Origin of the sequence: Streptomyces sp. NPDC005774 (genome assembly GCF_042871645.1) — a bacterium.
Classification (GTDB): Bacteria; Actinomycetota; Actinomycetes; order Streptomycetales; family Streptomycetaceae; genus Streptomyces; species Streptomyces pratens.
Window position 1 is genome coordinate 39,012 of record NZ_JBIAIV010000020.1, and the last position, 18,038, is coordinate 57,049.

Consider the following 18,038-nt stretch of genomic DNA (forward strand, 5'->3'; position numbering starts at 1 on the left):
GGCCCTGGGCGGCCCCGCTCCGGGCGCGCTGTCGTCGCCAGGCCGCTGAAACAGCCTCCCGTCCGCTCCTTCGAGCCCTGCACACGGGTTTCGGCAGCCAGGAGGTCACCACGGCCATGACGTTCGTCCGTGCAATGTTCGGGTCCATCGCACCAGGGACCAGTTCTGGGCCCTGCCCGAACACCGACGGCCGCACCTTGTGCATCGTGTCCGGTTCGGCCTCGGCGAGGTCTGCCCGGTCGTGGCGTGCTCCGGCCGCTGACGCTTTCGGTACGGGCCGGGCACCAGGACGAGCGCACCATCGCCTTCATCGCCCTGTGCAATGCCCGTGCCGGAGACCTCACGCCCTGGGCACCACTGGCCGTGCCCTGTCTTCGGTCCGTGATCCACAGGCTCGTCCTCCGTCTCGTGCGCGCCCGTTCGGTGGAAGGGCTTGTCGGACGACAGGCCTGCATTCCCGTTTCGAGACCTGGGGCGACCATGCCTTCAGGGAAACGGAACGTGATGATGTGCAAGAACCTTGCGATACGCCTGAACCCGCCGGGCCGCGCATGCGTAGGGAGTGCGGGAAGACACGCACACCAGAATTCCCCATAGCCCGAAGCACCCGACGCGCAGCAACATCTTCAAGGAGTGCCCGATGAGCACCGCACGCATCAGCGACCGGCTGACGAGCCGCCAGCCCCTCGTACTGGGCCTGTTCCGTATGGTCCTGGGTCTGCTGTTCGCCAGTGAGGGCGCCGCTACGGTCTTCGGGGTGCTGGACCGAACGGCCAGCCCGGTGGGCGACTGGCCGTTCTGGTACGCCGGGGTGATCGAGCTGGCATGTGGCGTCCTCATCCTTTTCGGAGTCACGACGCGCAGCGCGGCCTTCGTCAGCTCGGGCATCATGGCCTTCGCCTACTTCACGGAGCACCAGAAGGACGGTCTGTTCCCGCTGCAGAACGGTGGCCTCGCCCCCGCGCTCTTCTGCTGGGGATTCCTGCTCATCGTGTTCTTCGGGCCGGGTGCCCTGTCCCTGTCGGGCCTCATGGGCCGGGGGGAAACCGACGTCCGGCGGTCTGCTCGCCCGGAGCCCGCGCAGCGGGTGGGCGAGTAGGCGGCACCAGGACGAGGACGTCCGGCACAGGGTCTCCGTGCCGCATCCGAAGCGGCTGCGCCTCCGGCGCACCGACGGCCGGATCGAGGCCCCTCTGCGGTGTCCACGCGTGGTGGGCGCCGCACGCCGGCCGGTCGGGCGGAACCATCTCACCGGGCACCCTGTGGCGAGTTCCGCCCCGACCGCCCCGCGCCCGCGCGCATGGGCGGCCGCAGTCACTCCTCCCCACGAGGATGGGCGGCCCATGTGATCCGCGGCGATCCGCGCCCAAGCGAGGGGGAGTCGTGGCTCCGGGAACGCGCGTGCCCGGTATGCCTGATCGATCCGGACGAGAAGTGACGTCACCGGGCCATCGTGGCGGACTGCCACCGGCCATGATCAGCGCCCCGGTGGCCTCCGAGCCCCTTGGCGCTGATCACCGCTGTGCCGGCGGAGCCGGTCGGTGTGGCGGGCGACGTCATCGACACGCACCGCGAGGTCGGGGTGGCAGGACAGGCGAGGTGGCAGGCTCTGTGGCAGGGTTCGCCCGTCGGATGCGCCCGGACGCGAAGAGCGCCGCGCCAGAGGGCGCGACCGCGCCGGAGAATGACGAGGGAGACAGAATGATCTTCATCACCGCCAAGTTCCGGGTACGCCCCGAATACGCCGACGAGTGGCCGGGGATCGCCGCGGACTTCACCTCGGCCACCCGGGACGAGCCCGGCTGTCTGTGGTTCGACTGGTCCCGCAGCCTCGATGACCCGACGGAATACGTCCTGGTCGAGGCCTTCCGCAACGACGAGGCGGGGGCGGCCCATGTGCACTCCGAGCATTTCAGGGCCGCGCAGCGGACCCTGCCGCCCCACCTGGCCGAGACGCCCCGCATCGTGAACGCGACGGTCGCGCAGGACGACTGGTCGCTCCTGGGTGAGATGAGCGTCCCCGAGCGGGAGTGACGTACCGCCTCGAGGCATCCGGATCGTTCAGCGGCCGCGTCGGGGGACCCTCAGATCCGTGACCACGGGACGGTGGTCCGATGCCTCCGTCGCCACGGCTTCGGCACCGGTCACGGTGATGCCGAAGGAGACGGCCACCAGGTCGATGCGCTTGGCCGGGGCGACCGCCGGATACGTCCCACCGCCGTTCGGGTCGGCGTCCCGCAGTCGCTGCCACAGGGGTGCCAGCTCCGGAGCCGTCGCCTCGGCGTTGAAGTCGCCGACCAGGATCTTCGGTCCGCGGTCGGCGGCCAGTACGTCGAGCATGTCAGCCACCTGGGCCTCACGGACCGATGGGTCGGCCCGGTGGTCCAGGTGTGTGCTGTAGACGTGCACATGTGCGCCCTTGATGTCGACCGTCACCTCGGCGAACCCGGGCATCGGGGCCGGCACCGGGTCGGATGTCTGGGTGGAGAGCCGGGTGATCTCGTGGTTCTCCGCCTCGATCACCGGATAGCGGCTCAGGACGGCGACACCGTACTGCCGGCGCTCTGCGCCCTCGACTGCCGGGTACAGATCGTAGATCGGTGCGAAGAACACGCGCATGTCCAGCTTCCCGGCCAGCGCACGGGCCTCGTCGACGAAGTCGCTGCGGTTGCCCCAGTGCACGTCGACCTCCTGGAGGCCGACCACGTCGGTGTCCAGATCACGCAGTGCCCGCGCGGTCCGGTCCAGGTCGAAGACCCCGTCCTCACCGGCACCGGCGTGGATGTTGTAGGTCGCCACTCTCAGCGGCACCGCCGGGGCGTCGGCACCGGTGGCGCCGGCACCCGCGGCTGTCGCCGGCGCCGCCGCGGCGAGCAGGACGGCGGCCAGCGCGGCGGTGGCGGCAGCGCCGCGGACGGGGCGGGAAAAGCTCGGTTTCATGCCTGCTCCGGATCAGGTGGAGGGTGGGACGCGCGGGAGGGGCGGGGCCCGGTCGGCGCGACAGATCGTCTGGCAGCACGTCAACACCTGTACCAGGTGGGCGGGTTTCTCCACCAGGTCCCCGGTACCTCTGCCCCGCCTCGATGCCGGGGTGTCCCGTCGTGTCGCCTTCCGGGTGCCGTCGGCGGACGCTCCTCGCGGTGCGCCGATCTCCCGCTCCGCTTGGGCCGCTCCCCTCGCGCCCTCCAACTTCTGTGCATAGGTTGCCACTTGGGACCCAACCGTTTCACAGGGAGCGTCGATGCCCGAGACCCCCACCACCAGTGAGCCGGACAAAGGGATCAGGGCCGATCTGCCGCACACGGCCCGGATCTGGAACTACTGGCTGGGCGGCAAGGACAACTGCGCCGTCGACCGGGAGGCGGGAGAGGAGATCCGCAGGCTCCACCCCGGCATCGGCGAGTACGCCCGCGCGGACCGGCGGTTCCTCCGGCGTGCGGTGCGGTACCTGGTGACCGAGTGCGGCATACGGCAGTTCCTCGACATCGGCACCGGGCTGCCCACCGCCGACAACACGCACGAGGTCGCCCAGCGGCTCGCCCCCGAGTCCCGTGTCGTCTACGTCGACAACGACCCGATCGTCCTGGCCCATGCGGCGGCCCTGCTGACCAGTTCGCCCGAGGGCCGTACGTCCTACCTCGACGAGGACCTGCGCAACACCGACACGATCCTGGCGCAGGCCGGGAAACTGCTCGACCTCAGCCGTCCCGTGGCGCTGGTCCTGCTGGGAGTCGCCATGTTCGTCGAGGACGACGAGGAGGCCCACGGGATCGTGCGGCGTCTGATGGACGCCCTGCCGACGGGCAGTCACCTCGTGCTGTCGCACACCATCACCCGCCCGGACATGCCCGACGTCGACGCGGCGGTGGCCTTCTGGAACGAGCACGGCACCCCGCGGCTGACCCAGCGGTCCCCCGGCACCGTCGCCGGTTTCTTCGGAGGGCTCCAGCTCCTCGAACCCGGTGTGGTCTCCTGCAACCGCTGGCACCCGGGCCCGGCCCCCGGTAGCGAACCCACCGAGGAGGTCGCCCTGTTCGGCGGCGTGGCGCGCAAGCGGTGACCCCGCGCAACCGGAGCGGCGACCGCCGCTGCCGGATCCGCCCGTCAGGCCGGCGGCGTCGGACCGGACGGAGGTGACGGAGAGAGTGGAGGGGACGTGAGCACGGCGAGCAGGGCGTCCGCCGAAAGGACCGGCACCGTGCGGCCACCCGGGCCGGTGACCGTGGTCGCGGCGAGCAGCGAGTTGAGCACCGCCTCCTCTACGCCGTCGAGAACCGCTTCGAACAGCGGCCCCAGATCGGCATCCGCCACGGGAGCACCCCCGCCCGGCCGCGTGCCGAAGGCCACGGCGTAGTCACCGCTGCCATGGCTGTAGGCCGCGCCCGTGCGGGCCAGGGCGAAGACCGCACGCCGTGCGACGCGGGTGAGCTGACGCGCGTCCAGAGGGGCGTCGGTGGCCACCACGATCATGCAGGAGCCGGTCTCCGCGACCGGCGCGCCGCCGTCGGTGTCACGGCCCGCGGACCGCGGACCGCGGTGTGACGGTGTGACGGTACGACCGAGCACTCGCAGGGTGCCGCCGAAGTTCGCCTGCACCAGGACGCCCGCGGTGAAGCACCGGCCTGCCAGATCCAGCGTGCGGGAAGCGGTCCCGATGCCGGCCTTGAATCCCAGGGCGACCGTGCCGGTCCCCGCGCCGACACAGCCCTCGGCCACCGGCCCTCCCGATGCCCCGTCGAGGGCCGCCCTCACATGTTCCTCGTGGACGGGCCGGGCTCGGATGTCGGAGAGGAAACCGTCGTTGCACTCTCCCACGACAGGGTTGAGGCTCTGCACCTCGTCGCAGCCGGGCTGTTCGAGCATCCAGCCGACGAGGGCGTCGGCGACGCGGAAGGCGGACAGGGTGGAGGTGAGCAGCACCGGTGTCTCCAGCGTGCCGAGTTCGGTGAGCTGGGTCGTGCCGATGAGCTTGCCGTAGCCGTTGCCGGTGAAGACGCCCGCGGGCAGCGGGGTGCGGGGGCCGACGGCGTCGGGCACGATGGCGGTGACTCCGCTGTGCACGTCCGGGGGCCGTCGGACGGTGGTGTGGCCGACGCGGACGCCCGGCACATCGGTGATCGCGTCGAAGGGGCCGGGAGCGGCCCGTCCGATGACGATGCCGAGGTCACGGGCGCGGCGCCGGGTGCCGTCGGCGGACTGCGGACGAGCCGGTGGTTCCATACCGTCGCACGGTACCTGTCCCGCCCGCCCGGCGTCCGCCGGCTCATGGCCGCCCACGGGGACGGCTCACGGAGCCTCGGCGTTGACGGTGGAGCGGTCCTCGCCGGTCAGGGAACGGGCGAGCGGCAGCCTCGAGAGCATCAGCACACCTGCCACGATCAGGGCGACGCCCAGCAGTTGGGGCAGGAGCCACCAGCCCGACCGCACGGACTCGGAGTAGACCGTGAGCCCGAGGGCCAGGCTCACGCTCGCGTCGCCGAGGGTGATGGCGGGCTGGGACGCGACCAGGGGGCCCGCCTGCATCGCGTTCTCCAGGAGGAACAGCGCCGACGCACCGAACAGGGCGAAGCCGTAGGTCTGCCAGGCCGTGAGGAACGCGGTGGCACCGCCGTCGTCGAGTGTGTGCATCGACGCCTTCATCAGCGCCGCAGTCACCGCGTACGCGACGGCGGTGGCCAGCCCGAAGCAGGCTGCGCGGGTGCGGCCCTCGGGCCGGCGGAGCGCGGCGAGCACGAGGGCGACGATCGCGGTGACGCAGACGGCGAGTGCCGGGATCCAGCGGTCCATCGGCACGTGCGTGCGGTTTCCCGCGGGCGAGACGGCGGCCAGGGCGACGGTGAGTCCTGCCACCACGGCGAAGGCGGCCGCCCAGCCGGTGCGGGACAGCCGCCCCCGCAGCACCACCGCGGCGATGGCCAGAGCGAGCGGCAGCTCCAGTACGAACAGGGGCTGAACGATCGTCAGCGGTCCCGTCACAAGCGCCACGGCCTGGCAGACCACCGCGGTGATCATGGCGATGATGCCGGCGAGCCAGACGGGGCGCCGCAGCAGGTCGAGCATCAATCCGGCCCTCAGCTTGTCGGACCGGGGCACGCCGAGAGCCGCCTTGCGCTGGAGGACGGTGGCAAGCGCGTTGCTGAACGCGGCGCCCAGGGCGAACAGGACCGGCATCAGCATCTCCACGGTGTGGGTCCTCCGGGATGACGAGACGGCCCACCCCAGGCCCTGCCATGGCGCCCCGCGTCCCTCCTCCTCGCGAACACGCGGGTGGCGTGTCGCAGCCCGTGAGGTGGCGGCCGTATGCTCGGCGGTCGGTCCGGGCCACGGCAGGTGTCGACGCAGGGCGGGCACCGGCGCAGGGCGGATGTCACCGCGGTCCCCGCGCTCACGTCCCCGACGGTACCGGTCGCCTCAGGAGGTAGACGGCCGCGGTCACCACCAGGACGATCATGCACGCGATGAACACCAGCCCCGCGTCCTGCAGGCCGAGAGGGCCCGTCAGTACGCCCACGCCGATCACCGGCACCGAGATGCCCGCGTAGGCCACCACGAACAGCATGGAGATGACCCCCGCCCGCTCACCCGCCGGAGACACCTCGGCCAGAGCGGACAGCGCGCCGCGGAACGCCAGCCCCTGCCCGGCGCCGCCGACGATCGCGCTCAGCACCACCAGCGCGAGCAGGTCCCAGTGCAGCGCGCCGGCGAGCAGCGCCAGTCCGGCGAGAAGACCGGCACAGCCCCATGGCAGGGACCGTGTCGCCCCGACCCGGCCGACGGCCAGTTGCCCGGCGGTCGAGGCGAAGAACGCCAGCGCGACGACCAGACCGCTCAGGGCGCGGTTCTGCACGTTCAGGAACTGCGCGAGGAACGCCGGGCTGACCGCCGTGAACACCCCGAACAGCGCGAAACCCACGAACGAGGCGATCGCCGCCGGCCCGAACACCGCCCGCACCTGCGGGGGCAGGCCGGGCCGTCGCGGCCGTACGGTGCTCAGCGGGCGTCGCTCCCGTACGGTCTCCGGAAGTCTCAGCAGGACAACGACCGAGCCGGCCACCAGGGCCAGGTGCACGACGAACGGCAGGTACAACGGCCCGGCCGCGTACTGGGACAGGACTCCCGCGAGCAGCGGTCCGCATCCCAGCCCGCCCATGTTGGCGGCGGTCGCGACGAATGTGGCGCGAGAGGCGCCGCCGGGCGGCGCCAGCTCCATCACGAACGCCGTGGCGGCCCCGGTGAACAGCCCGGCGGACAGTCCCGACAGCAGCCGCCCCGCGTACAGCCATCCCAGGTCGGTGGCGCTGAGGAAACAGACGGCGCTCAGGGCCGCGAATCCCAGACCCCACAGCAGCACCGGGCGCCTGCCCACCACGTCCGAGACGTTCCCCGCCAGCAGCAGGACACCGATGACACCAAAGGCGTACACGGCGTACACGACGGTGACGGTCAGCTCGGAGAACCCGAACTTCTCCTGGTAGAGACCGTAGAGAGGGGTCGGCAGCGTGGTACCGACCATGCACACGGCGAACACCGCACCGCTGAGCACACACGCACGCCACCCCGGGCGATCACCGGCCATGCCGACGAAGGTAGCTTCGTATGCGCCGCGGTCCCGCCCGGCACGCCAACCGGCCGGGAGAACCCGGAAAGCACCGGGCGCCGTCCTCGGCCGTGGCATGGGGGCCGTGTCATGAGGGCCCTGTCATGGGGAGAACCACGCGGTACCCATGGGCGCGGATACTCATGTGCCGGAACGCGTCGGCACGCGAAACTGGCGAGCAGGATTCCCGTGTCGAAAGGCCGACCATGCTCAGCCGTGCTGCCGCCGTCCTGCTGCCCTTCTTCGGGCGCCTCACCGTCACCCTCGAGGCGGACGGACCGTACCCCGTGGGCAGTGTCTTCGTCGCCAACCACGACTCGGTGGCCGATCCCGCGGTCGTCCTGGCCGCCCTGCGGTCCGTGGACGTGATGCCGGCGGTCCTGGTGACGGCGGGTCTCTGGCGCGTGCCGCTGCTGGGCCGGGCGTTGACACAGGAAGGGCACATTCCCGTCCACCGGGGATCGGCCCGGGCATCGGAGGCGCTCGCGGCCGCGGCCGAAGCGCTCGGGTCGGGGCGTCATGTACTCATCTACGCCGAAGGAGGTCTCCCCCTGCACCAGGACGCGAGGTGCGCCGCACCCCTGCCCTTCCGTACCGGTCTCGCACGGCTGGTGGCCGCGACGCGTGCTCCGGTGGTCCCCGTCGGCCAGGTGGGGGCCCGGCGCCTCTGCTCGGGAACGCTCGCGAAGCAACTGGCCGGTGTGCTCACGGCCCCGGCGCGCCGCCCACGGTTCCACGTGCACATCGGCAGTCCGGTGCGTCTGCCGGCGGAGACGGCGCGAGGTACGTCGGTCGCGCACGGTGCGGTCAGTGCCGCCTGGCGGCGAGCGGCACACGCCGTCGGTGAGCCGGTCCGCACTCCCGGGACCCGTTGAGAGGGGCGGTCACCGCCCTCACGGCGCCCGGTTCACCCGGCGGCGGCCAGGCGACGCCGGAGTTCCTCCTCCGAGATGTCTTCCAGGTGGGTCAGGAAGACCCACATGTGCCCCGAAGGATCCTTGAGAATGACGGTGCGGTCCCCGTGGAACATGTCCTTCGGGGGCTGGAGGATCTCGGCACCGGCGGCCCGGGCGCGCTCCGCCAGGCTGTCGACGTCCGGCACGAAGACGTGCAGAGTGACGGACGTGCCTCCGCCGAGCGAGGCCGGCGCGGCGAAGGAGGCGGCCTCCGCCTCGTCCGTACCGGCGTCGCCCAGCATCAGGGCCGACCGTCCGACGGTGATCTCGGCGTGCAGGATCCCGCCGCCCGGAGCCTCGATCCTGAAGTCCTCACGTGCGCCGAACGCCCGCTGGTAGAAATCGATCGCCGCGGCGGCGTCGTCGACCATGATGTGCGGAATCACGGCGTAGCGGTAGCGGTCGGGGATCTCGATGTGGGCTGTGCGTTCGGTCATGGCGATCCTCCACGAAAAGACACCGCCGGCCGGTTCCTGCGGCTCCGGAAGAAACCTAGAAGCTCAAGTTCGCTTGAGGTCAAGCATCGAGGTGGTACGGCGCCGTCGGTAACCGCACGGGTGTCCTCGTGCGGGGCGATGCCCCGCTTGTCGAAGGGCGATCGTCAGTGCCGGGTGTCACGCTGGGACGGCGCGGAACGACACCGGAACAGCGAAGGGAATCGTCGTGATCACCACTGAGTTCGCCCCCGGCTCCCCCTGTTGGCTCGACCTGGGCACTCCTGACGTCCGTGCCGCGGTGGCCTTCTACGGCGCGGTGCTCGGCTGGGACTTCGAGTCCATGGGGGTCGAGGGGGATGTGGAGGGCGGGATGTTCCGGAAGGACGGCAGGATCGTCGCCGGACTCGGCACCCTCACCGAGGAGGGGGCTCGCTCCGCCTGGATGATCTACTACCGTGTCGACGACGCGGACGCCGCGACCCGGGCCGTGGAGAGCGGGGGCGGCACGGTGCGGATGGCGCCGACGGACCTCGACGAGTGGGGCCGCATGGCGCAGTACAGCGATCCACTGGGAGGCCAGTTCGCCGTGTGGCAGCCGGGCACCAGCAAAGGCGTCGAGCTGGTGGACCAGCCGGGCTCCCTGTGCTGGACCGAGCTGCACACGAGCGACGCGACGGCCGCGAAGGAGTTCTACGGCGGTGTCTTCGGCTGGCGGTTCAGCGACATGGAAATGCCGGGCGATGGGGGCACGTACCACCTCATCACTCCCGCCGGCCTTCCCGAGGAGCGGATGCACGGCGGCCTCATGGAGCTCGGCAAGGAGGACCTCGCGCCGGCCGGCGGGCGCCCGTACTGGCACCCGGTCTTCGCCGTCGCCGACTGTGACGCCGCGGTCGCCGCGGCCACCGGCAACGGGGGCAGTGTGCAGATGGGGCCCGAGGACGCGGAAGGAGTCGGCCGGCTCGCCGTCTGCCTCGACCCGTGGAACGCGGACTTCGTGGTACTCACTCCGCCCGCGTCCTGAGAGCCGGCGCCCGGTGGGTTCGGCCCGGTTCCGTCGGCCGCCGCGAGCAGCCCGGGCACACCGCCGGCCCTCCTCCCCCACCGGCACCGCCACCGTGCCCGCGGCCACCGACACCCGACCACGGGGCCCGGCGGTTTCCGGGCCCCGTGGTCGGGTGGGGTGACGTGGGTGTTCAGGCCGTCGAGGACGCCTTGTCCAGGCAGCCTCCCGGGACGCCAGTGGCGTACCTGCTTCAGTGAGTTCGTTGGTGTGCACCGAGGTCAACGGCATCGTCAGTTCTTCGGCGTCCAGCGCCTGGAAGCCCGCCGGCCCGAACGCATCCGCCCATGCCGGCGGGGACAGGAAATCGGGCACGGGCGCACCGGCCCGCGGGGGGGGGGTGCGCCCGTGAAAGCGACGACCGGGAGTACCGCGTGGCAAGGACCGTGCAGGCCCCGTACGGGGTGATGATCCGCGCGGTGTGGAAGTTCGGCGTGACCCCGGCCGAGGTCACGTCGCCGACCCGGCCGCGAATCGATCGAGCCACGGCGTGACAGGCGGTCCTGAAGGCCACGAGGTCGGCTTCCGGCAGTGGGGCATCTCCCCGTCCCCGGAACCCGGTGGCCCCTCGTGCGACCCGGATCAACGCGCCACTCCGTTCTCGTACGCTCCCGTCCGTCCGACCGCGGTTCACCACGGGGGACGGGCGTCCCGTCACGTCCTAGTCGGCCGTGATGCCCCGGCTCTCGAGGACGCCCGCCAGATCGGGGCCCAGGAACTCCGAGCCCAGGACGCGGCGGAGGTTCGGGAGGAGAACGAGGTCGTCGAGGGAGGTGATGTCGAACAGGTCGTCCTCGCCGTCCCAGACCGGTGCGCACTCCTGGTACACCCGGTTACCGCCGTCCATGCACAGTTCCTCGACGCCGGCCAGGAGTTCGTCACGCAGCTCCAGCGACGCGAAGTACTCGCGCGCCTCCGGCACCACCTTGTACGCCAGGTCGTGCTCCTGCGCGTACTCCCAGGGGTCGTCGCCGAGGCCCTTCTCCTTCAGGAGGCCGGCCAGGCTGAACCGCGGGGTCAGTTTCTCGTCGATGTACATGAGCTGCTCGATGACGACGAGCTTGAAGCTGAAGTCCTTGAACCGGGCCATGGACACGACCCTATTGCACCGTGCGAACGGCCCTCCCCCGTCCCCGGTGCGGCACCTGCGAGGGTGCCGCACCGAGCCGGCCCCGGGTCAGGCTCCGGGGAGGACGCCGCTGCGGGCCACCTCGGCGTACCAGCGGGCGCTGGCCTTCGGGATGCGGGTGCCGGTGGGGTAGTCCACGTAGACGGCGCCGAAGCGCTTGCTGTAGCCGTGGGCCCACTCGAAGTTGTCCAGCAGGGACCAGAGGAAGTAACCGCGTACGTCCGCGCCGTCCACGATGGCCCGGTGGACGGCGGCCAGGTGGCCGCGTACGTAGGCGATCCGCGCGGGGTCGTTGACCTGGCCGGAGGGGTCGGCGTAGTCGTCGAACGCCGCGCCGTTCTCGGTGATGTACAGCGGCAGCCGCGGGAAGTCGGCGGCCAGGCGGCGCAGCAGGTCGTACAGGCCCGTGGGGTCGACGGCCCACCCCATGGCGGTGGTCTCGCCGGGCGGCTGGTGGAAGGCGACCTTGTCGGCGCCCGGCCAGGGGCTGTGGGCGCTCTTTCCGTGTCCGTCGGAGGTGTGGGCGCCGCTGCCGTCGGTCGCGGAGACGACGGTGGGGGTGTAGTAGTTCACGCCGAGGAAGTCCAGCGGCTGGTGGATCTGCTTCAGGTCGCCGTCGCGCACGAAGGACCAGTCGGTCAGTTCCGCGGTGTCCTTGAGCAGGTCCTCCGGGTAGGCGCCCTGGAGCATCGGGCCGGTGAAGACCCGGTTGGCGAGGGCGTCGATGCGGCGGACCGCGTCGGTGTCGGCGTCGGCGGGGGTGAGCGGGCGGACCTGGTGGATGTTGAGGGTGACCGAGCACCGGGCGTCGGCGGGGAGGCGGTCGCGCAGTGCCTGGACGGCCAGGCCGTGGCCCAGGTTGAGGTGGTGGGCGGCCCGCAGGGCGGCGACCGGGTCGGTGCGGCCGGGGGCGTGCACTCCGGAGCCGTAGCCGAGGAAGGCACTGCACCAGGGCTCGTTCAGAGTGGTCCAGGTCTTCACCCGGTCGCCCAGGGCGTCCGCGGCGAGGGCCGCGTACTCGGCGAACCGCTCGGCCGTGGCGCGCTCGGGCCAGCCTCCGGCGTCCTCCAGTTCCTGCGGCAGGTCCCAGTGGTAGAGGGTGGCGACGGGCTGGATGCCCTTCTCCAGCAGGTCGTCGACGAGACGCCGGTAGAAGTCCAGGCCCTTCTGGACGGCGGGGCCGCGGCCGGTGGGCTGGATCCGGGGCCAGGCGAGGGAGAAGCGGTAGGCGCCCAGGCCGAGTTCGGCCATGAGGGCGACGTCCTCGCGCCAGCGGTGGTAGTGGTCGGTGGCGGTGTCACCGGTGTCGCCGTTGCGGACCCGGCCGGGGGTGCGGGCGTAGGTGTCCCAGATGGACGGTGTGCGGCCGTCCTCGGCTGCGGCCCCCTCGATCTGGTAGGAGGCGGTCGCGGATCCCCAGAGGAAACCCTCGGGGAAGGTGAGGGCGGCGTCCGGGGCGGACGCGGTCTGCTGTGCTGCGGTGACCACGTGAGTCCTTTCGGGGTGGTGGGGGCGGGCGCGCGAACGCCCGGTGGGGGTACGGGCCCGGGGGTGCGGGCGCGGCGGGTCAGCCCTTGACGGCGCCGGCCATGATGCCGCTGACGATCTGGCGGCCGAAGACGATGAACATCGCCAGCAGCGGCAGGGTGCCGAGCAGCGCGCCCGCCATGATCAGCGACTGGTCGCGGACATAGCCCGCGCTGAGCTGGGTGAGGGCGACGGGGACGGTCGGGTTGGTCATGTCGAGCACCACGAACGGCCAGAAGAAGTCGTTCCACGCGTGCACGAACGTGATCATGAACAGGACGGCCATCGCGGGCCGTGCGACGGGCAGCACGATGCTCCAGAAGATCCGCAGCGAGTGCGCCCCGTCCACGCGTCCGGCCTCGACGAGCTCGTCCGGCAGCGCCTCCGCCAGGTACTGCCGCATGAAGAAGACGCCGACGGCGCTGACCAGCGTGGGAAAGATGACGGCGGGCAACTGCTGCGACCAGCCCAGCTCGGCCATCATCATGAACAGCGGCACGACGGCGAGCTGCGGCGGCACCAGCATGGTGCCGATCACCAGCATGAGCAGGGCGTTGCGTCCCTTGAACCGCAGTTTGGCGAAGGCGAAACCCGCCAGGGTCGCGAACAGCACCGTGGACAGGGCGATCACCCCGGCCACGATGAGGCTGTTCATCATGGCCTTGCCCATCGCCGCCTCGTCCCAGGCCCGGGCGAGGTTGCTGAACAGGTTCGGGCCGGGCAGGAACGGCGGCGGCGTCTGGCTGACCCGGGTGTTGTCGGTGGAGGCGGCCACCATCGTCCAGTACAGCGGGAAGATCGACAGCAGCGCCATGATGGCGAGCAGGACGTAGGCGAGCGGGCCCGCGTGGTGCTGGCGGCCGGCGCGCGGGCGCAGCAGCAGCCGGCGGCCACCGCGGCCGGTCGGCTTCTCGGCGGAGGTCCGGGCCGCGGCGTCCGTCCGGGCCGGGAGACTTTGAGTGGTCATGGCGACTCCAGGTCAGGACGTGCGGGAGCGCAGGCGCTTGATCAGGCGCTGCACGACGAAGGCGAGGACGAGCAGCAGGAACATCGCCCAGGCGACGGTCGCCGAGCGGCCCATCTGGTAGTTCTTCCAGCCCTCCTCGTACAGCAGGAGTCCCAGCGTCTGGTACTGGTTGTCCGCGCCGCCGGTGATGCCGTTGGGTCCCTGACCGAAGATCAGCGGCTCACCGAACAGCTGGGTGGCGCCGATCGTGGAGAGCACGATGGTGAAGACGATGGTGGAGCGGATCCCGGGGATGGTGACGTGGGTGAACTGCTGCCACCGGGAGGCGCCGTCGAGGGAGGCCGCCTCGTACCGGTCGGCGGGGATGGCCTGCATGGCGGCCAGGTAGAGCAGCGCGTTGTAGCCGGTCCAGCGCCAGATGACGATGGTGGAGATCGCCGCCTGGGCGGGCCACTTGTCGGCCTCCCAGTTCACCGGGTCGATGCCGACCGAGCCGAGCGCCCAGTTGATCATGCCGAAGTCGCGTTCGAAGATCATGGTGAACACGAGGGCGGCGGCGGCGACCGAGGTGGCGTAGGGCACCAGCGACGCGACGCGGAAGAACAGCGAGGCGCGCATCCGGTAGTTGAGCAGGTGCGCCATGCCGAGCGCCATCATCAGCTGCGGCACCGTGGAGATGACACCGATGGTGATGGTGTTCCGCAGCGCGTTCCAGAACCGTGAGTCGTTCCAGAGGTCGACGTAGTTGTCGAAGGCCACCCATTCCATGACGTCGAGAGTGGCCAGTTCCACGTCGTGCAGGGAGATCCACGAGGTGTAGACGAGGGGGTAGAAGCTGAACGCGGCGAAGACGACGAAGAACGGCGCGATGAAGGCGTACGGGGCGCCCTTGATGTCGAGCCGGTGCAGCAGCCTGCCGCGCCGCCGGGCGGTGCCCTCGCCGCCCGTCTTCCGCGGCGGGCCTGGCGGCTCCTCGCCGGCCAGGGCCTTGGTGGTGGAGGTGGCCACCGGACTTCCTTCCTGAGAGCGAATGTGTGAGCCGGGCCCGCCGGCAGGACGCCGGCGGGCCCGGACTGCCAAGGGCAGTAGGTCAGCCGACGGCCTTCTCGATGCGCTCCGCGGTGGTCTTCCACGCCTCGTCACGCGGGGTGCCCTGCTGCTCGATCAGAACCAGGCCCTGGGAGAAGGTGTCCTTGATCGTGCCGTCCTTACGGCCGAGGACCTGCTTGTCCGGGATCTCCTGGGCGGCGGCCCCGAAGATCTGGCCGATCGGCGCGTCGTTGAAGTACTCCGACTTGGCGTTCTTCACCTGGTCGCTCTCCAGCGCCTCTCCCGAGGACGGGATGTTGCCGATCTCCTTGAAGATGTGGGTCTGCTGCTCCGGCGCGGTCAGCCAGGCGACGAGCTTCTTGGCCTCCTCCTTCACCGGGCTCTGCTCGACCACGCCGAGGAAGGACCCGCCCCAGTTGGCACCCTTGGGAGCCTTGGCGACGTCCCACTTGCCCTTGTTCGCCTCACCGGCCTTCTCGCTGATGTGGCTGAGCATCCACGCGGGGCACACGGCGGTGGCGAACGTGCCGTTGGCCAGGCCAGGGTCCCAGCCCGGCTGGAACTGACGGAGCTTGGCCGTCAGACTGTCGTCCGCGGCGTCGGCGGCCAGGTTCCACGCCTCCTTGACGACCGGGTTCTTGGCATAGATCAGCTCACCCTTGTCGTCGTAGTACTGCTCGGGGTAGCCGTAGACCATGGCGTTGAACAGGCCGCTGGCCGCGTCCATGTAGGACACCTTGTCGCCCTTGAAGCCCTTCTTGAAGGTGCGGCCGACCTCGACGTACTTGTCCCAGTCGCCCTCCCAGAGCTTGGCGACCTCCTCGCGGTCGGTGGGCAGACCGGCCTGCTCGAAGTAGTCCTTGCGGTAACAGACGGCCATCGGGCCGATGTCGGTGCCCAGACCCAGCACCTTGCCGTCCCCGGTGCTGATCTGGGACTCCTTCCACGGCAGGAAGTGGTCGGTGCCGGGCACGTCGGAGAAGTCCGCGAACTTGTCCGCCTGGGTCTCGGTGATCTCCTTGGCCCGGCCGATCTCGATGCCCTGGATGTCCTTCAGGCCCTTGCCGGCCGCGAGCCTGGTCTGCAGCGCGGTGTAGTACGTCTGCTCGTCGCCGGCGATCTCGGCCTTGATCTCGACGTTCGGGTTCTCCTTCTCGTACTGCTCGAGAAGCCCTGTCTCCTTGATGCCCATCACCCCGTACATGCCCATGGTGATGACGACCTTGCCGTCCTTTTTGCCACCACCCGTGGCCGAGTCGTCGCTGCTGCTGCAGCCGACGACGAGCGTCAGCGCGCCCGCGACCGCGACCGCGACCGCCGCCCTCATACGCAACGAACCGGGACTGCCCATGGAACTCCTCCTAGCGACGGCGCTGACGCACCGGAGTGACGCGTTCTGCGATGACCACAGCGGCTCTGGCAATGGGGTGGGAACGTACCCACTTTGGGGTGGGCACGTTCCCATCGATGGACCGAAGACTCCTTGCAGCACAGCCGATCTGTCAATGACTTGAACACAACTCGCAGTCCGGACAACGAGTTCGAGACCTGATGCCAGGCCCTGGCACACTCGCTCCGAGCCGCCGTCTGCAAGAATTGCCGCTGGTCACCTCCGCGGCCGGTGTGGCCGCGGCCGCCGAGGGGGGAGCACATGGCCGGGAATCGCCGTCCCACGATCAAAACCGTCGCCGCCCGTGCCGGCGTGGGCCGGACCACGGTGTCCCGTGTCGTCAACGGCTCGGATCTGGTCAGTGCCGACGCCCGGTCCAGGGTCCTGGCCGCGATCAAGGAACTGAACTACGTTCCCAACTCGGTCGCCCGCGGCCTGGTCACCAACCGGACCAATGCCGTGGCGCTGGTGATCCCGGAATCGGAGAGCCGACTCGGTTCGGAACCGTTCTTCGCCGCACTGATCCGGGGCGTCAGCGGCGCCCTCGCCGAGAGCCGTACACAGCTGCAGCTCATGCTGGTCCGCGACCAGGCCGAGCGGGACCAGCTGACCGAATCGGTGGCGACGCGCCGCGTGGACGGCGTTCTTCTGGTCTCGGTCCACGCCCACGACCGGCTGCCGGGCATGCTGGAGGAGATGGGGCTGCCCACCGTGCTGGCCGGCCGACGCGACGCGGGCGAGCGGCTGAGCTACGTCGACTCCGACAACGCGGGCGGGGCCGTCGAAGCGGTCCGGCACCTGCTGCGCGGAGGCAGGACCAGGATCGCCACGATCACCGGGCCGCTGGACATGGACGTCGGCCGCAGCCGGCTCGCCGGCTGGCGTGACGCCCACCGGGAGGCAGGAGTGCCCGCAAGCGAGTTCCTGGCCGAGACGGGTGACTTCACCGAGGAAGGCGGCACCCGCGCGATGCGTTCGCTTCTTGAACGCGCCCCGGACCTGGACGCCGTGTTCGCCGCCTCCGACCTGATGGCGGTCGGCGCGCTGGCCGAACTGCGCCGCCAGAAGCGGCAGGTGCCGGGTGATGTCGCCGTCGTGGGGTTCGAGGACTCCGTCCTCGCCCGCCACACGAACCCGCCCCTGACGACGGTGCGTCAGCCGGTGGAGGAGCTGGGCCGCACGATGGCCCGTATCCTCACCGACATCACCCAGCACGGCGCGCCCCGCCAGCAGTTGACGCTGCCGACGGAGCTGGTGGTGCGCGAGTCGACCTGAACCGGCGTTCTCAGCTCGTCGGCCCGCTGTCCGCCGGACGGCGGGCGCGGAGACGGGTGAAGGCGGTCGGCGTCGGCCGGACCGGAAGGAAATCCTTGATCAGTTCGGCGCACTCGCGCGGGCTCGCCGTACTGGTGTCGCATTCGACGTCGTAGTCACCGTGCTGATGGACCAGCTCGTACTGGAGTGCGGCGAGGCCCGGGGGGCGGTCGCCCCGGGCCTTTTCGCGGCGAACCAGTTCGTCCGGTGAGCAGTGGACGCCGACGAACAGCACGTCCTCGGGGCGCAGTACGGCCAGGCAGTCGGCCAGCCGCCAGGGCTCGCTGAGGACATGGTCGACGACGACATCGTTGCCCACCTCGGCCATGGCCGCGATCGAGCGGTGGAAGCCCATCCTCGTCCGGCGCAGAGCGGTGTCGAGGTCCTCCGGTGCGAGGGGCCGCTTCGTACGCATCGCGTTGAAGCCGTCCACCGCCAGGTGGGAGAAGACGCCGTCGTCCAGGATGCCGAGCAGTTCACGGGCGATGCTCGACTTCCCTGAACTGGACGTGCCGTTGAGGAAGATGATCCGACCCGCTGCCATACGGACATGATCACATGACTGTCCTCGGTACCGGCCGTCCTCCCTGGCCCGGGGGGCCGGACCC

17 protein-coding genes are annotated in these 18,038 nt (G+C 70.7%); 6 read left to right on the forward strand and 11 right to left on the reverse strand.

The genetic code is table 11. From position 1 onward, the window contains the following. Positions 1-640: 640 nt before the first annotated feature. Entirely contained in the window at positions 641-1,099 is a 459-nt protein-coding gene (locus ACFYQA_RS19625; protein ID WP_386394959.1) for a DoxX family protein, read from the forward strand. Between the two features lie 602 nt (positions 1,100-1,701). Next, positions 1,702-2,034: a putative quinol monooxygenase gene (locus ACFYQA_RS19630; RefSeq protein ID WP_388919113.1), complete on the forward strand. Its 333-nt coding sequence runs from the start codon at positions 1,702-1,704 to the stop codon at positions 2,032-2,034. A gap of 27 nt (positions 2,035-2,061) precedes the next feature. Here the strand turns inward: ACFYQA_RS19630 and ACFYQA_RS19635 are convergent, their stop codons facing one another. Next, positions 2,062-2,940 (reverse strand): endonuclease/exonuclease/phosphatase family protein, encoded by an 879-nt coding sequence (locus ACFYQA_RS19635; RefSeq protein ID WP_388919116.1) that lies wholly within the window; start codon positions 2,938-2,940, stop codon positions 2,062-2,064. Between the two features lie 301 nt (positions 2,941-3,241). Between ACFYQA_RS19635 and ACFYQA_RS19640 the strand changes: the two genes are divergently transcribed. Continuing rightward, the gene (locus tag ACFYQA_RS19640; protein ID WP_388919119.1) at positions 3,242-4,060 is read left to right on the forward strand and encodes an SAM-dependent methyltransferase; all 819 of its coding nucleotides are present in this window, start codon (positions 3,242-3,244) and stop codon (positions 4,058-4,060) included. Positions 4,061-4,104: 44 nt separating this feature from the next. Here the strand turns inward: ACFYQA_RS19640 and ACFYQA_RS19645 are convergent, their stop codons facing one another. The 3 genes from ACFYQA_RS19645 to ACFYQA_RS19655 form a co-directional block, all read right to left on the reverse strand. Further along, positions 4,105-5,220, reverse strand: coding sequence for a P1 family peptidase (locus tag ACFYQA_RS19645; RefSeq protein ID WP_388919122.1), 1,116 nt, complete (start codon positions 5,218-5,220; stop codon positions 4,105-4,107). A 66-nt stretch (positions 5,221-5,286) separates the two neighbouring features. Beyond that, positions 5,287-6,183 carry a DMT family transporter gene (locus tag ACFYQA_RS19650; RefSeq protein ID WP_388919126.1) on the reverse strand — a complete coding sequence of 299 codons (897 nt, stop codon included), beginning with the start codon at positions 6,181-6,183 and terminating at the stop codon, positions 5,287-5,289. A 202-nt stretch (positions 6,184-6,385) separates the two neighbouring features. After that, the gene (locus ACFYQA_RS19655) at positions 6,386-7,576 is read right to left on the reverse strand and encodes an MFS transporter (protein ID WP_388919129.1); all 1,191 of its coding nucleotides are present in this window, start codon (positions 7,574-7,576) and stop codon (positions 6,386-6,388) included. Positions 7,577-7,803: 227 nt separating this feature from the next. Between ACFYQA_RS19655 and ACFYQA_RS19660 the strand changes: the two genes are divergently transcribed. Continuing rightward, on the forward strand, positions 7,804-8,472 hold the full coding sequence (locus ACFYQA_RS19660; RefSeq protein WP_388919132.1) for a lysophospholipid acyltransferase family protein: 669 nt from the start codon (positions 7,804-7,806) through the stop codon (positions 8,470-8,472). Positions 8,473-8,504: 32 nt separating this feature from the next. Here the strand turns inward: ACFYQA_RS19660 and ACFYQA_RS19665 are convergent, their stop codons facing one another. Then, positions 8,505-8,990 (reverse strand): VOC family protein, encoded by a 486-nt coding sequence (locus ACFYQA_RS19665; protein WP_388919135.1) that lies wholly within the window; start codon positions 8,988-8,990, stop codon positions 8,505-8,507. A 226-nt stretch (positions 8,991-9,216) separates the two neighbouring features. Between ACFYQA_RS19665 and ACFYQA_RS19670 the strand changes: the two genes are divergently transcribed. Then, entirely contained in the window at positions 9,217-10,014 is a 798-nt protein-coding gene (locus tag ACFYQA_RS19670) for a VOC family protein (protein WP_388919138.1), read from the forward strand. Between the two features lie 700 nt (positions 10,015-10,714). Here ACFYQA_RS19670 and ACFYQA_RS19675 read toward each other — a convergent pair. The 5 genes from ACFYQA_RS19675 to ACFYQA_RS19695 form a co-directional block, all read right to left on the reverse strand. Then, complete coding sequence (locus ACFYQA_RS19675; RefSeq protein ID WP_388919141.1) at positions 10,715-11,143, reverse strand: DUF6892 domain-containing protein; 429 nt, start codon at positions 11,141-11,143, stop codon at positions 10,715-10,717. Between the two features lie 87 nt (positions 11,144-11,230). After that, a complete protein-coding gene (locus ACFYQA_RS19680) occupies positions 11,231-12,670 on the reverse strand; it encodes a GH1 family beta-glucosidase (protein ID WP_388919144.1) in 1,440 nt (479 codons plus the stop codon). A gap of 79 nt (positions 12,671-12,749) precedes the next feature. Further along, positions 12,750-13,676: a carbohydrate ABC transporter permease gene (locus ACFYQA_RS19685; protein ID WP_388919147.1), complete on the reverse strand. Its 927-nt coding sequence runs from the start codon at positions 13,674-13,676 to the stop codon at positions 12,750-12,752. Between the two features lie 12 nt (positions 13,677-13,688). Beyond that, the gene (locus tag ACFYQA_RS19690) at positions 13,689-14,684 is read right to left on the reverse strand and encodes a carbohydrate ABC transporter permease (RefSeq protein WP_388919149.1); all 996 of its coding nucleotides are present in this window, start codon (positions 14,682-14,684) and stop codon (positions 13,689-13,691) included. Positions 14,685-14,766: 82 nt separating this feature from the next. After that, the gene (locus ACFYQA_RS19695) at positions 14,767-16,077 is read right to left on the reverse strand and encodes an ABC transporter substrate-binding protein (protein WP_388919152.1); all 1,311 of its coding nucleotides are present in this window, start codon (positions 16,075-16,077) and stop codon (positions 14,767-14,769) included. Between the two features lie 300 nt (positions 16,078-16,377). Here ACFYQA_RS19695 and ACFYQA_RS19700 point away from each other — a divergent pair, with 300 nt between their 5' ends. Beyond that, positions 16,378-17,391: a LacI family DNA-binding transcriptional regulator gene (locus ACFYQA_RS19700; protein ID WP_388919155.1), complete on the forward strand. Its 1,014-nt coding sequence runs from the start codon at positions 16,378-16,380 to the stop codon at positions 17,389-17,391. A 10-nt stretch (positions 17,392-17,401) separates the two neighbouring features. On the opposite strand, the gene ACFYQA_RS19705 is transcribed toward ACFYQA_RS19700, so the two are convergent. Continuing rightward, positions 17,402-17,974: a chloramphenicol phosphotransferase CPT family protein gene (locus ACFYQA_RS19705; RefSeq protein ID WP_388919158.1), complete on the reverse strand. Its 573-nt coding sequence runs from the start codon at positions 17,972-17,974 to the stop codon at positions 17,402-17,404. Between the last annotated feature and the right edge of the window lie 64 nt (positions 17,975-18,038).